General features: G+C 69.7%; 10 protein-coding genes. 4 read left to right on the forward strand and 6 right to left on the reverse strand.

From position 1 onward, the window contains the following. Positions 1-67: 67 nt before the first annotated feature. From AC3RCC_RS24745 to AC3RCC_RS24755, 3 genes are read left to right on the forward strand one after another with little or no spacing between them, the layout of a single operon-like run. The gene (locus tag AC3RCC_RS24745) at positions 68-1,558 is read left to right on the forward strand and encodes a hypothetical protein (RefSeq protein ID WP_492256912.1); all 1,491 of its coding nucleotides are present in this window, start codon (positions 68-70) and stop codon (positions 1,556-1,558) included. After that, positions 1,555-4,212, forward strand: a complete 2,658-nt coding sequence (locus AC3RCC_RS24750) for a penicillin-binding transpeptidase domain-containing protein (RefSeq protein WP_492256913.1) — start codon at positions 1,555-1,557, stop codon at positions 4,210-4,212. The genes AC3RCC_RS24745 and AC3RCC_RS24750 overlap by 4 nt, the downstream gene beginning before the upstream one ends. Further along, positions 4,209-7,247: a hypothetical protein gene (locus tag AC3RCC_RS24755; RefSeq protein ID WP_492256914.1), complete on the forward strand. Its 3,039-nt coding sequence runs from the start codon at positions 4,209-4,211 to the stop codon at positions 7,245-7,247. Before AC3RCC_RS24750 ends, AC3RCC_RS24755 begins: the two co-directional genes overlap by 4 nt. Positions 7,248-7,443: 196 nt before the next feature. Here AC3RCC_RS24755 and AC3RCC_RS24760 read toward each other — a convergent pair whose 3' ends face one another. The 5 genes from AC3RCC_RS24760 to AC3RCC_RS24780 form a co-directional block, all read right to left on the reverse strand. Next, entirely contained in the window at positions 7,444-8,919 is a 1,476-nt protein-coding gene (locus tag AC3RCC_RS24760) for a hypothetical protein (RefSeq protein WP_492256915.1), read from the reverse strand. Positions 8,920-8,994: 75 nt separating this feature from the next. Next, positions 8,995-9,552 (reverse strand): hypothetical protein, encoded by a 558-nt coding sequence (locus AC3RCC_RS24765; RefSeq protein ID WP_291636071.1) that lies wholly within the window; start codon positions 9,550-9,552, stop codon positions 8,995-8,997. Further along, positions 9,549-11,102, reverse strand: coding sequence for a hypothetical protein (locus AC3RCC_RS24770; protein ID WP_291636069.1), 1,554 nt, complete (start codon positions 11,100-11,102; stop codon positions 9,549-9,551). The genes AC3RCC_RS24765 and AC3RCC_RS24770 overlap by 4 nt, the downstream gene beginning before the upstream one ends. Positions 11,103-11,296: 194 nt before the next feature. Then, a complete protein-coding gene (locus AC3RCC_RS24775; protein WP_452119488.1) occupies positions 11,297-12,220 on the reverse strand; it encodes a hypothetical protein in 924 nt (307 codons plus the stop codon). A 50-nt stretch (positions 12,221-12,270) separates the two neighbouring features. Beyond that, positions 12,271-13,032 (reverse strand): OmpA family protein, encoded by a 762-nt coding sequence (locus AC3RCC_RS24780; protein WP_492256916.1) that lies wholly within the window; start codon positions 13,030-13,032, stop codon positions 12,271-12,273. 87 nt (positions 13,033-13,119) lie between these two features. Between AC3RCC_RS24780 and AC3RCC_RS24785 the strand changes: the two genes are divergently transcribed. Next, the gene (locus AC3RCC_RS24785; RefSeq protein WP_492256917.1) at positions 13,120-14,148 is read left to right on the forward strand and encodes a hypothetical protein; all 1,029 of its coding nucleotides are present in this window, start codon (positions 13,120-13,122) and stop codon (positions 14,146-14,148) included. A 31-nt stretch (positions 14,149-14,179) separates the two neighbouring features. Here AC3RCC_RS24785 and AC3RCC_RS24790 read toward each other — a convergent pair whose 3' ends face one another. Further along, on the reverse strand, positions 14,180-14,671 hold the full coding sequence (locus AC3RCC_RS24790) for a MarR family winged helix-turn-helix transcriptional regulator (protein ID WP_291646376.1): 492 nt from the start codon (positions 14,669-14,671) through the stop codon (positions 14,180-14,182). Positions 14,672-14,720: the final 49 nt, after the last annotated feature.

Here is a 14,720-nt window from a genome sequence, read left to right on the forward strand (position 1 = left end):
CTGGCCTCGCTCCCGCGCTGCGCTTCCACCTGTTTCCAGCCCTTCCTACGCCGAGTGAGCTGACGCCATGGCCCTGCCCGACCTGATGGACCTGGTAATGCATGATCCCCGCAGGCTGACCTGCCTGCGCGCCGTCGCCGGCGAGCCGGGCGAACCGATGCCCGGCATCGAAAACCTCTGGCGCAAGCCGGTCTTCGCCCTGACCCAGGCGGGGCAGCCGACCAAGGATGCGCGTCTCTCGCTGGAGGATCTGATCGACCGCAATCGCGGCATCGCCCTGATCGACGGCGGCAGCGGGCCGCAGCCGATCGACATCCCCTTCACCTCGATCGTGGTGCTGACCGCCGAGGCCCTGCCCGGCGCGCAGGAACTCGGCCGCTTCCTCGCCGACCGGATCGAGCAGCGTTTCCGCGACGTGATCGATCCGGATGTCGGCGTCACCATCCATGTCGAGCAGAGCCTGCACGCGGCGGCGCCGGTCGCGGTCTATTTCGGCCATGGCGTGCACGCGCCGCCGCAGGGCGGGCTCTTGCCGCATGGCGAGGTGATCATCAAGCAGAACGCCGATATCGCCATCGGTCAGCCGATCATCGGCGCCAACACCGCCGGCGGGCTCTATCCCGGCCAGTCGCGCTTCGCCTTCTCGCGCAGCGAGATGCTGACCCCGGCGGTCCATCCCGACCTGCCGGCCGGGACGATCTTCTTCCTCGGCCGCTACCCGGTCGATTCCTCGGCGCGCGATGCCGGCGGCCTGCCGCTGCTCATCGCCCTGCCGCAGACGCCGGAAGCGCGGGCGCAGGCAATCCAGGTCGAGACGCTGGCGACACCGACGCAGGGCGGCATCGATGCCCGTTTCGAGATCCTCGGCATCCGCCCGCAGACCGGCCGCGTCTCGCTCGGCGTCGTCGACGTCACCCTCGATCGCCGCCCCTGCCGCCTGCACCAGCAGCCGCCCAAGGGCCCGCACCTGGCCGTGCTCGGCCTCGCCATCCCCGAGAATTTCGGCGGCCGGCGCATGGCGCGCTACTGGGTCGAGCGCAGCCATGGCGGGCGATTGCTGTCCTCGGCCATGCTCGCCCCGCGCGACAGCATCGTAGTGCAGGGGCGCGATGCCCGCCGCTATGACCGCCGCGAACTGCGCTACAGCCGCGCCGGCGGCGAGTTCCGGGCCGAAAGCATCGGCTTCGACAATCGCCGCCGCTCGGTGCTGATGCTGGAGGAAGGCGAGTTCGGCTATATCGCCCTGCCGCGCGAGCAGACCGCGATCTCCTTCGGCCCTGACCAGTCCGCGCGCGGCTATGGCAGCTTCGACTGGCTCGGCGAAGCCGTGCGGGTGCAGTTCGGCTCCGGCGTGGTCGAGCGTCTCGACAATCTCTATGATCACAACCCGGTCGGCTTCATCGCCGCGGTGCCGGGCGGCGTCGCCGTGCAATCGGCCGGCGACATCTGGATTCTCGGCGAGCGCAAGGCGCAAGCTGCCGGCACCTGCACCATCCCCGCCAACGGCCCCTTCGTGCTCGGGCCGCTGGTGGTGGAGCTTCGGGGGGCGATGCCATGAGCCATCCGCTTTTCCGCGGCCTCAAGCGCAGCCTGGCCGCACTCGCGGTCGGGCTCGTCACGATCGCCGGCTTCCTCTGGCTTTCGGGCGGGCTGATCGGGGAACTCGCCGCCAGCCGGGCCTGGATCAAGCAGCCCGATTTCACCGAAACCAGCCGCTCGAACGAGGACCTGTTCATGCAGGCCGTCTCGACCGGGCTGATCTGGCTCGACCCGGCCGGGCCGACGATCCGTTCGCAGCCCTGCGAAGCGCTCTACGACCCGTCGCTGACCGTGGCGACGCCGCAAGGCACCAAGGAATTCTCGCGCACCTTGCTCGACCGGCTCTGCAACCTGCCGGCCGGCCAGCAGATCCGCTCCGAGATGCTGGCCTGGAACAACTCCTTCCTGATCGCCGCCGCTCGCGACGACCGCGCCCCCGACCGGCGCTGCGCCGACGGCACGCCGCTGACCCTGCCGGTGGTGCCGGCCGGCTGCCGGCCCTCGAGCTGGACCGCCCGCGTCGCCCAGACCACCGATCTCGCCGCGCCGCTCAACGTGATGCCGAACGCGGTGCCGCCGCCGCGCGACTTCTCCGATTTCGCCACCCGCCGTGCCAACCAGCTCTCGGACTGGGCGCTGTTCGGCCCCCTGCGCGAGCGCGACGATCGGCTCGCCCTCTCCTCCCGCCTGCCGGCGGGCGGGCGGCGCATCACCGTCGACATGATCCTGGAGCCGAGCCGCATCGTCGTCGGCAATGAGCGGGCCAATCTCGACCCCAAGCGCGACCAGCAGATCGTGCGCCTCGCCGGGATGAGCATCGCGGCTGAGCGGATCTGCTCCGACAGCGACGATTTCGCGACCTGCGCCGAGGAAGCCGCGCAGGGCCTGCCGCATGGCTGGCGCTTCACCATCACCGGCCAGCGCCGGCGCGAGACCGAGATCACCGTCGAAGGCTCGCCGGTGCGCGCCGTGCCGCCGCGGGCCCGCGAGATCCTCGGCGGCACGACGGCGCAGGCCGAGGACGGCAAGGTCAAGCTCTGGCGCTCATCGCATATCGAGGCCGATTGCGAGCGCGCCAAGGCCAAGCTGGTCTGCGAGCTCGGCTGGCGCGGCGCCGTCACCCAGCGGCGCAGCGGCGCCGGCCGCGCCCTCGCCTTCGCCGACGGTACGCCGGCGCTCGACGCCAATGGCGTGCCGCTGCCGATCGTCGACGAGCTCGGCCTGACCGCGATGATCGGCTATGGCGCCGGCGATGTCGGCTCGCTCTCGGCCGCTCTCGGCCGCGCCCGGACCCGCGAAAATCTCGTCCTGACCATCGAGCCGCGCCTGCAGAAGCTGGTGCAGGAAGCGGTCTACACGCAGATGGGCGAACGCATCGCCCGCGGCAAGCGCCCGCGCAAGCCCGGGCCGCTGCCGGTCAACCTGCCGCCCGAGCAGGAACCGCCAGACCAGGGCGACGGCCGCGCCGTCGTGCTGCTGATGGACGCCGGCGACGAGCCGGGCGCCGTGCTCGGCATGGCGAGCTGGCCGGATTTCGTGCCGGGCATGCACAGCTGGGACATTCAGGCGCTCTCGACCGGCCGCGACAGCGATTCCCCGCTCGCCGGCCATGGCTGGCGCGCCGGCGACGTCCACACCATGCCGGGCTCGACCTTCAAGCTGGTCACCGGTCTCGCCGGCATCCTCGCCCTGAAGGAGCAGCCCCGCCTCGCCGACATCATCATGGGCCGGACCCCGCCGGGGCAGCAGGCGCAGATCTTCGGCATTCCCGGCGGCGGAACGCTCAACGTCGACGGCGTGCAGATCGCCAACTATGGCGGCGCGGGCTTCAATGTCGGAATCCTGGCGCCGTCGCAGACCGGTTGCCCGGATGGCGGACGCGGCGCGCAGATCGGCTTCTGCGAAGCCCTGATCAAGTCGTCGAACCTGTGGTTCGCCGGCGTGGCGCTGACCATGGACGGCAGCAAGGTCGGCGGCCGGCCGAGCACGGTCCCGTCCCGCACCGGCACGGTCCTCGCCCGCATGACCGAGCACCTCTACCCGATCACCCAGCCGGGTCAGCTCGCCCAGCCCGGCGTCGACCTGACGCGCGGGATCGTGCCGGGCGCGCAGCGCCTGACGGGCGAGGCGCTCGACCTCGCCGTCGAGGACAAGCGCAACGCCAGGCGCATCGACCTCGTGACGAACTCCTACGGCCAGGGCGTGCGCGCCACCCCGATCGCGATGGCGTCCATCTACGGCTCGCTCGGCGCCCGCAAGGTGATCCGGCCGCGCGTGCTCAAGCCGGTCAGCGACGTCGCCGAGACGCCCCAGCCGAACGAGGGCCAGCCGGTCATCCCCGGCATGGATCCGCGCCAGGCCGAGCCCTTCCTCGATGGCGCCCAGCGCGGCCTGTTCGGCGTGGTCAACGCGCCGGGCGGCACGGCGGCCGGCGTGATGGCGAGCCTGCCGCCGGAAATAAGGCGCCGCATCTACGGCAAGACCGGCACCGCCGACACCACCGACGGCATGAACTCGGCCTGGTTCGCCGGCTGGATGAACGATGTCGCCGGCAGGAAGCGCGTCGCCTTCACCTGCCTGGTCTCGCATACGCGGGAAACCGGCGGACGCGCCTGCGGCCGGCTGATGGCCGGGCTGCTCGGCAAGGTCGCCGCGCTCGGAGACAAGAAGTGAGCGAAACGACCGCGCTGCGCCAGCTCCTCGGCCGCTGGCTCCAACTCCGCCCCTTCCGTCTGCCGCGCATCCGCCTCGGCTCGACCGGCGGCGCGGTGACCGGACTCGTCCTGCTCGCCGCCTGCCTCGCCCTGCTCGGCTTCTGGTGGCACAATACGAGCTATCTGATCGAGACGGCGCGACCGGTGGTCAGCCTGGAGCGGCTCGACCTGGCCCTGGCGCGCGGCGAGACCGTCGCGATCGGCCGGCGCGAATTGCTGCAGCCGCAGCGCTTCGACTCCGCCGAAACGCGCCATGTCGCCTTCACCCGCCTCCCCGACGGGCGGGTCAACATCCGCAACGTCGCCAACAGCCGGCGGCTCTGGCTCGACTACGCCAATGGCTCGGGCAGCTTCTCGGCGCGCTGGCGCTTCCAGCCCGGCGACCGCATCGCCGCCGGCGCGCTGACGATCGCCGTCGACGAGGCCAGCCCGGGCAATCTGCAGCTAACCCTGACCGAGGCCGGCAAGCCCGGCCCCGGCCGCAAGCTGACGGTGCAGCGCACCGGCCCGGTCACGGCGCTGCGGCTCGACGGCAATGCCCTGCCGGTCTGCCAGCCGCGTGGCGCGGCCGACCGCATCCGCGAAGTCGTGACCGGACTGATCGCCACTGACGAGCGCGGCGAGGATCGCATCGCCCAGATCGGCGGACGCCTGACCTGCTCGGTCAGGGACGAAGCCCATGTCGCCGCTGGCGCCCTGCCCTTCAAGGCGCTGACCATCGTAGCGCGCGGCGGCGGCTTCTTTCTGGCGCCGGGCGATGCCGTCGATGCGCCACGCCCGCCGGTGGTCTTCGCGCGCGGCAATCAGCGTGTCACCGATTTCGGCGACATCGCCTGGGAGCTCGATCCGGACGGGCCCGCCCGCCTCAGCCATCTGATCATCGGTCGCACCCGCTATGCGGTCGAGATCGGTGATGACGTCGGCGGCCGCCTGCCGCTGCGGCTGACCCCGCTCAGCAAGACCCACCGCTTCGACCCGGCCGAAGCCGAGCAGCTGCGCGCAGCCTCGACGACGGAGAGCGTGCGGCCGGTGATCACGCCGCCGCGCCAGCCGATGTCCGGGGCGGAGCTCGGCAACCCGCTCAGCTCGCTCAACGGCGTCGAGCGAATCGTTCGCCTGCTGCTGACGCTCGGCCTCGCCATCTTCGGCATCCTGTCGGCGATGCATCAGGCCAGCGCCTTCCGGCGCAGCGCCATTCTGGTCAGGCTGGTCGGCGCGCTCGGCTCCACCGCTTTCATCACCGCGACGACGATGCTGGTGCTGGCGCCTGAACTGTCGCGGCTCGGCGGCGCCTCGATCTCCTATGAAGGCGCGCTGCACGCCACCATCCTGGCCTATGCCATCGCCTGCCTGCTGCTGATGGTCGGGCCGCGCTTCACCACGCCGATGCGCGTCGCCTGGCTCGGCCTGCTCGGCCTGTGCTGCCTCGGCAGCCTGACCCTGCTGGCGCTCGGCATCGACGCCGAGAAGACCGACTTCACCATCCATGCCGAGAAGAACAAGCTCCTGTTCTTCGATCTGATCCCGGTCGTCGCGGTGGTGGTCGCCCTGCAGCCGCAGCGTTCCATCGCCGCCCTGCCGCGCTCCTTCTTCATGGGCGTCGGCTTCAAGGACCAGCTGCTGCGCGCCATCCCCGCCGTGCTGATCCTCGTCGCCTTCATCGCCTGGGGCGTGCTCGGCACCGAGACCGGTGTGGCGGGCTTCCAGCCGGTCGAGCTCGGCAAGATCGCGCTCGTGCTGGTGCTAGCGCATATCTTCCTCGGCTTCTCGCGGATCGACTTCTTCTACAACCAGCGCCACTACATCTCCTGGCTCGGCGTCAGCCTGGCGACGGTCCTGGTCTTCATCCTGTTCCTGACGGCGATCCCGTTCCTGAAGAGCGACTACTCGCCGGCGCTGATCATCATCATCACCACGGTGGTGCTGGCCTTCGCCTTCCTGCTGCCGAGCACGCTGAAGCGTCTGTTCGAGATCACCCGCGTCTTCCTGCGCCGGGCCGATGCGCCGCAGCGCAAGGTCCGCAAGCTCGGCTGGCCGCGCGGCGGCGTGCTGGCGCTGGTGCTGGTAATCCTGCTCGGCATCAATGCCGCCTTGATCTACGCCTTCCCCGGCCTTGTCACCTATGCGATTTCCGGGCAATGGAGCCTGCCGAAGGACCGCATCGCCGCGATCGACGTGCTCGAGAAGGCACGCGGCGGTGCCTTCCGTGTCCCGGCCGAACGGCTCCTGACCTGGTATGATCTCGACCATGCCAGGCTGCGCGGCGCCGCCACCGGCGAGGCCCGCAATCCCGACGTGATGCACCGCGATCTCGGCTTCCAGCTGCTGCAATCCAAGGTGGCGCTCGCCGAAATGCCCTGCACGCTGGCGAGACTCGATCTCGGGCTCGACAAGACGCCGCCGGAAGTCCGCCGGGCCCTCGACGAACTGCCGCCCTCGCCGGTCTCGCTCTGCGCCATGCTGCCCGGTGCGCGCGCGACGCCGATCGCCGAGCGCAAGAGCGAGATCGAGGACGAAACGGCGAGCCGCTTCACCGTCAGCGATCTCGTGCGCGTGCCGGTGGTGCAGAACGACTTCATCGCCACCTTCCTGATGGTCCGTTTCGGGCTGCCGGCCGGCCTCGCGCTGCTCGCCGCGCAGGTCGTCACCGTCTTCGGCCTGCTGGCGCTCGCTATCGGGCTGATGCGCGAGCGCGCCATGGGCGCGGCCCAGGAGGGCGCGAACAAGGGCATGGCGATCGTGCTGGTCGGCATCGTCACCATCTTCGCGCTGCACTGGAGCATTTCCTGGGGCAATGCGCTCGGCCTGCTGCCGGTGATGGGCCAGCCGATGACCTTCATCGCGGCGGCGACTTCGCATCACATGCTGATGGCGCTGCCCTCGATCGCGATCGCGCTGATCGCCGGGCGCCTGGCCGCGATCCGCCAGCTCTCCCCGACCAGCGACCCACCGCCCTGGGGGCTGTGGCGCGGGCTGACGCGGGCGGGGCTGTAACGCCCCCCTGCGCCATCGCCCGGGCTGGGGCAGGATGGCCGTGGCAGGGATTCAGGACAGGGATTTTGGGCAGGGATTTTGGGCAGGGATTTCGGGCAGGGATTTCGGGGAAGACGGAAGGTGACCGGCAGCGCTCAGGCGGTGCAGGTCACGCAATCCGGGCCGGGGGCCCGGGGCAATCGCGGCTCTGACCCGCTCAGCGGCGCTTGATCTCGATCGAGAGCGGCTTCGGCTCCTCGATCCGGATGACCGGGAAGGCCGTGATGCCGCTGCGGATCGCCGTGGGGTTGAACACGAGGCGGGTGGCGCTCGACTTCGAAGCGACGACCGCGGGCCCGGTCCCGGGCTGGAACTTGCCCTTGGCCGGCGCGACCGGCTCGAGCGCCAGTCCGCAGATCTCCTGTGCGTCGATCTGGAGGCTGGTTGCCTCCGCGACATCAATCGCCGACTCGCTGTAGCGCGGGGTCAGCTCGTAGACCTGCGCATCGCAGCTGCTGCCGGCCGGCGGTGACAGCATGACCAGCCGCGCCAGCGCCGGGCCGGAGACTGCCGCCGCAGGCACCGAACCCTGCGGCGCCGAACCCTGCGGCCCCGTCTGGAGCTGGCTCGATCCGGCCTGGCCACTCGGTCCGGCCGGAGGCGTGGAAAGCGTCAGCGACGGCGGGGCCTGGTCGGGCCCACGAGCGCCAGGGTCGCGCAGCGCATACCAGGCCGCACCGGCACCACCGGCGAGCAGGACCACGGCCGCCGCGACCAGCGGCAGCCGCGAAGAGGAGGAACGCGACGGCTTCTCACCCAGCACCGAGCCCCGGGAGAACGGCGCGGCTGCCGGCTCAGAGGTGTTGATGGGCGCCTCGGCGGCCGGGCGTGATTGCGGGGCTGCCTGACCAGCAGGCTCGGCGGCAGAAGCAGGCTGTGGCGGCTGCTTCGCCGGCGCGGGTTCGAACGGCTTCAGCGCCATCGAGGCCGAGACCGGAGCGGCAGGCTGCGCCGGCTCCGGCGCCACCGCCTGCGGCTGGAAGGAGCCGGAGCGCAGATAGAGTTCGATCGGCGCCACTATGTCGGCGAGCGAAGCGACGATGGCGATGTGATGCGGCTGATTGCCGAGGATCTTGCCGAGAATGCCGGCCGCGCGCTCGGCCTCGTCGCCATGCGGCACCAAGGCCAGCACCGGGATCGCGCCATGCTCGGCCTCGGCGAAGAGATGGCGCGAGCGGTCGATCTTCGTGGTGAGATGGTATTCCTGCTGGGTGACGCGCGCCTCCGCGGCGGTGTCGGCGACGGACAGGTCGATCGCGCCGGTGCCCCAGATCAGCAGCCTGGCTTCGGCGGCCTTGTGCGTCACCGCCTCGCCATGGGCGAGCGCGCAATGCGCGGCCAGCGTCGGAACCATCCAGCTCTTGCCCTGGTCGATCGCGCCGGACGCGGCGAGACGATAGCTGCCGCCATCCGGCAGGCCGAGAATCTGGCGCAGCGGCTCCCCGGGGCGCAGGAGATTGCTGTACTGCGTGCTCCAGGGCTCGCAGACCTCGGAACTCTCGGTCGCGAGCACGACCCGCGAGACTGGCACGCGCGCCGACCAGGCAAGCTTCTTCAGGATGATGGGCTGGTCGGTGGTGGGCACGACGACGAAGACGCCGGAACGCCTGACGTTCTGATCTCCTGAAGCCATTTCCCTCTCTCGCCAGACGCCGCCGTAACGGAAGCCAAGCCTAGACCCGCCGCCTCTCGCGGCACCTGCTTGACGTTACAGCAGATAAACGCCCGCGAGCGGGTTGGCGAGCATCAATCGCAGCAGATCGCGCTCGGCGTCCTGGCGCGGCAGATCGATGACGATGTGCTTGTCGACCGGCGCCGGCAAAGCCAGACGGACGACACCCTCGATCGAGACCACCTCGATCATGGTCGGAGCCGGCACCGAGTCCGACAGGCACTGGATGACCAGCGCCGGCGGGGCATCGTCCTCCTCGATCACGTCGAGCTCGAAGGAGCCGATGCGCCGGTGGGTCGCGCTGCTGTCATAAGCGGCGGCGGCCAGCTCGCTACGCGCCACCGCCTGGAAGGAGAGCAGGCGGCGATAGAGCCTTGCCGCCTCGGGATCGGTGCGGATGGCGCGCTCGGCGGCGAAATTGACGGGATCGCCCTTGACCCGGCGGGCATGAGCCCAGAGATCGGCACGGCTAATGCTCGCAGCCGCAGTCTCCTCGGCCTCGGTGCTGGCCAGCGCGGCCAGGACCAACCGGGCGGTCGCGCGGCCGATCAGCGGATCATCCTCGATCGGAGCCTGGGTAGCGAAATCTGTCATGGCCGTTTCAACCGCCCTTGATAGCGCTGCGAAAACACTTCGGTGAAGCGCGCCTCGTCGAGCGCGGCCTGGGCAGCCAGGTCGACCGTCTCGCCGAAGCGCCTTTGTTGCCTGATGATCCGCTGCAGGGCTCCCGCCACGGTTCTCAGTGCTCCACCATGCCTTGCGAAGGTCAGCGCCAGTTTCGCATCGTCGATGCGGAAACTGGCGCGATCATGGCGCCAGCGCCGCAGCACCTTCTGTCCCTCGGCTCGGACCGAAGCGCCGGCCGGGCCCTCCAGCGCATCGAGCGCGACGCCGATCAGCAGGAGTTCGTCGAAGCGCTTGCCCAATGCCGCCAGCGCCCCGGCGATACCGGGATAGTCGAAGGGCTCTGGGCTCTGGTCGACCTGCCCGCGATTGGAGCCGGCGACACGGCGGCTGGCTTCGACCAGCCGGTTCTCCCAGGGCGCAACCGCCCGCGAGCGCGCCAAGGTCAGCGGCTGCTCATGCGCGATCGGCAGGAGCGCGATGGCCCGGCCGATGGATTCGCGTTCCTCCTTGTTGAGGAATTTCGGATCGGCCGGCAGGCGCATCAGCGCGGCGTAGACCCGCTCGCGCACCGCCCCGTCCTCGTCCTCCTCCTCGGGCTCGTCATCGGCCTCCTCGTCGAGATCCTCGGGCTCGAGCTCACCAATCAGCGCCTGCTGATCGAGCCAGGCGATCAGCGCCTCCTCCGGGTTCTCCGAAGGCTGCCGCGCCATCAGCGCATCCATCGAGGCCGGAGCCATAAAATCGCGCCGGCCGACACTGGAGCGCTCCTCGCGCATCAGCGCGCTGAAGCGCTCGGCGAAGCGGGCAAAGCTCCAGGTCTCGCCATGCAGCAGTGCGAAGCTCCAGAGCGAGACGAGATCGTCGGGATCGAATTCGCGCTGACGCTCGCGCCGGCCGCTGGCATTGAGGAAGGCCTCGCGCTGACGGATCAGGTCGGCGAAGGCGAGCAGCGGCAAATGGCGCCGGCGCCAGGCGCGCATGAAGCGGGCCGGCTCCTGTACCGCCCGTTTCAGCCCGTCCTCATCGAAGGCGGGCAGGGCGAAGATCGCATCGAGCGCGTTGCGCAGGGCGGCCAGGCCGCCTTCGGAGCGCTCATCCGCCTCCGCTGCGAACAGGAAATCGGCCAGGCCGAGCGCCCGCCTGATCCGGCTCCAGGAAAAAGAGCGGGTCTTGCCGGCGCCATACGACAGGACGACCTCGGTCGCGGAGGCCTCGATCGCGGCGCCGGCCAGCTCGACGCCGACGGACTTCTCCTGCCGCAGCGGCCGGAGGAGGATGCCAGCCTCGTCGAGCAGGCAGCCTATGGCCGCGTCGCGGGCCGGCATGCGCGGGCCGGCGGTCAACGCCCCCAGCGCGAACAGCACCTGCAACATGTCCCAGAGCGGCAGGTCGGCGTTTTCCGAGCCGCCGCCGGTGATAGCGAGAACGAACTTCTCAGTGTCCCGGGCGGAGAAACGGCGCGAAGAGGCAATGGTGCCGATCTCCGCGACCCGTGCCGGGTCGATGCCCCAATCCATTTGCAAATTGCCCGCATCCAGCATCGAACACGATCATCAGGAGCGGAAACCCAGCCCTTCCGCCTGCGCCGTCCACAATGCTAATTTCTGCCACATTTAAAATAACAAGCCACCCGGCCCCTGTCGACCGGGTGGCATTTTCTTATAGCAACGCCGGCAATAATGGTTACCCGGCTGCTATTTCAGTCAGATTGTCAGCGGGTCGAGACCTTGCTGACGATCAGGCGATTGCCGGCGAAGGTAATCTGCCCGTTGAGGCCGACGAGTTCCATCATCAGACGGAAATTGCGGGTCAGGCGTGCCGAGTCCGACGAGGTGCTGTAGAAGAAATCGGCCGAGTTGCCGGTCATCCGCACGGTACGGTGGCTGCGATAGCACCCCCAGCGCACGAACTCGCTCTCGATCCGGTCGACTTCCGAGGTGGTGAACTCGCGCAGCTGGATCTCGAAATCGGTCGGGAGATTGGCGCAGCCATCGCCCTGGGCCACGGCGACGCCACCGCCGACGCCGTCCTTGCCACCGCCGGCAATGCCGGGCTGGCGGGCGAAGCCTTCGAGCTTCTGCGCGATCGCGGCGCCGAGATCGGTCGCCAGGACGCGAGAATGGGTGCCGACTGTCTCGAGCAGGCATTCGGCGCCGCAAGGATTGGGCAGCGCCGGCAGCTGGAAGCCGCCGACCTCGAAGGCCGCAATGAACTGGCCGCTGCGCACGTTCAGCACGCGGCCGGCGATGCGGATCTCGGGGTAGCGGATGTCGGCGGCGCCCGCACGGCGCGCCGAAGCGTAGATCTGATAGACGACCATGGCGTCGATCGGGGTCGAGACCGCCCGCGCGATCTCGATCAGCTCGGCGTCGCGGCGGCGGACGCGGCCGGTCGGCGTGATGCCGAGGGCCAGGCTGGTCTCGTCATAGACCTGGAAGCCGCGGGTGTTGAGATATTCCGAGAGCTGGAGCTGCACCCGGTTGAAGATGCGGTTATTGCGCGGAACCGTATCGGGATCGGCATCATCCGACATCACCAGCAGATTGATGCGGGAATTGGTCGACTGGGCGCTGGCGGCGGCTGCGCATGAGAGCAGCAGAGCGAGGCCGAGCATGAGACGCTTGAAGAAGGCCATGGTGGTTACCCCTGGAGGCAGGCGGTTGAAGCGAGAAGGCGACCGGCAGATCAGCCGGTGATGGCGATGATTTCCACCCGGCGATTGACCGGCGAATAGGGGTTGCGCGGATTGCGCAGCATGTCCGGGCCGAAGCCGTGCGGCTGCAAGCGGCCGCCGTCGACGCCACCATAGCCCATCAGCCAGTTGCGGACCGAGGCCGCGCGATCCTGGGACAAGGCGACATTGTGGTCGTAATCGCCGTCCTGGCTGGTATGCCCGGCGATCAGGAAGCGCTGATCGGCCAAGATCGGATCGCGCAGCGCCACCGCAAGACGCGACAGCGCCTGCTGCGCGCCCGGGCGCAGGGCAGCGGAATTATTGGCGAAGAACACCGTGACCTCGACGCGACGGCTCAGATCGATCTCGACCTCGCCGTAGGAGCGGGTGCGGATGCGACGGGTCACCGGTGCGCTGCGCCGGCCGGGGCTGCGGTCATGGGGCGCGAGGGAGCGCAGAATATTAGTGGCGGCCTGATCGGTCTGCGCCAGCGCCGGCACGGAAGCCAGAAGAGGCAGAGCCGTGAACAATCCGCCAAATGTCCGGCGCGTCATGTTCTGATGAAGCGCGGCGCTTTCGTGGTCATGATCTGCGATCTTCACGATCGGTTCCCCCAGGTTGACTTGTCGTATAGTCATATTGCCTCGACAAAGCGACGACCAGCCCGACGCGGAGCGGACGCAGCAATGGCGTTGCCAGAGCCTTGCACGCTTCTGGTGACTTTTCGCGGGGCCCCGCATTTTTCGTGGAACGACACATCTGCGATTTCGCATCGGCCGCTCTCAGGGCCACCGGCGAAAGCAGCCCAGAGCCGGCCAAGGACCGGACAACGTGCTCGCCACTCAATGAGGAGACCCGCAATGGGCTTCCAGACCGACCTTGCCGCCACGACCCGCATCCCCGGCGGAAGCCGCCGCAGCAGCCTCGCCGTCGCCGCCCTCGCCATCATCATCTCGGCCGGCGCAGCGCTCGCCCAGCCCGACCGCGACGGTGCAGCCGCGAACCCGATGCCGAACTTCATGGAAACGGCGCCCGCCGGCGCGCCGAAGATCACGGAACGGCCGCAGTCGCTGCGCCTGGAATTCTCGGCCCGCACCATCACCCTCGGTGTCGTGCAGGCGGCCCGTGAAATCATGACCACAGGCGCGATCCCCTTCGCGCCGGGCAGCTGGGAGGTCACCTCCGAGGCCCAGCGCGCCATCGGCCGCCTGCGCAACGAGTTCCGTGGCAATGTGCCGAAGGGCGCCGCCTTCGCGATCCTGGTCTCCGGCGGCGACGAGGTCGTCAATTACCGCCGGGCACGCGGCCTGCGCACCGCGCTGATCGAGCAGCAGCTCGAGGAAGCCGCCCAGATCGTGATCGCGGCCCGCGCCACAGGCGAGGGCCAGAGCGGCGACACCGGCAAGGCCCGCGTCGACCTCGTGCCGCTCGATCCCAGCCGCTGCGGCGGCTGCGGCAGCACGCCGTTCCGGACCATCGCGCTCGACACCGGCGTCTCGAAGCTGGTGCGTGCCACCGCGGAGGATGTCGTCGTCGCGGTTTCCTCGCCGAACGCGGCGGAGAAGCAGGACAGCGACATCACGGCCAAGCCGCTGCCGGCACCGCGCCCCCGCCTGAGCGAGGACCGGCCCAACACGGTGCCGGCTCCTGCGCCGCAACGCGCCCGCGCCGCCCGTCCCGAGGCGCCTGCGCTGGCGATGCCGGCTGCGCCGCCGCGCCCTGTCGCCCGGACCGCGATGACCGAGCGTGACAGCTACCAGGCACCGAAGCGGCGCGCGGCGCGCAGCCGAGCCGGCTGTCCGCAGCCCGACATCATCATCGACGACTACTATCCGGGCGGACCGCTGGTCGGCTGCGACGGCTCCTATGGCCCGCGCCCGCGCTGGTGACTGAGATCGCGGCGGCCATTGGCAGCCGCGATCATTCCTTGCCCGAATCCTGATCGATCCGGGGGTCGGCGAGATTGCGCTGGACCATGCCGAGATAGGCCAGGAAGCGCTCGCGATCCTCGGGAGAAAACCCCTCCGTCGCCTTCTCGACGACACCGACCGCCAGTGGCATGAGCGTCGCCTTCAGCGCCCGCCCCTTCGGCGTCAGCCAGACATGCAGCTTGCGGCGGTCGGCGGCATTGCGCTCGCGCAGGACGAGACCGCTCTTCTCCATGCCGGCGATGGCGCTCAGCGTCGTCGGCTCCATCGTGCCGATCCGGTGCGACAGCTCGCGTTGGGTGAGCCCGTCTTCCTGCCAGAGTGCGCGCAGGAAGTACCACATGCCGAGCGTGACGCCGTGCGGCTCGATCCGCTCCTGCAAATAGCGCTGCGAAGCCCGGTGTGCCATGCGCAGCTGGTAGCCGACGCTGGTCGCAAGCGGCAGCTCGTTCTCTTCGTCCGCGCGGTCATTCGGGTCGGCCATGCGCGAATCGTCCCATGCGCGATATTGCGCCGCCAGATCATAGCCCAGG

Source organism: Allobosea sp. GW823-FHT01F03, from assembly GCF_058798075.1.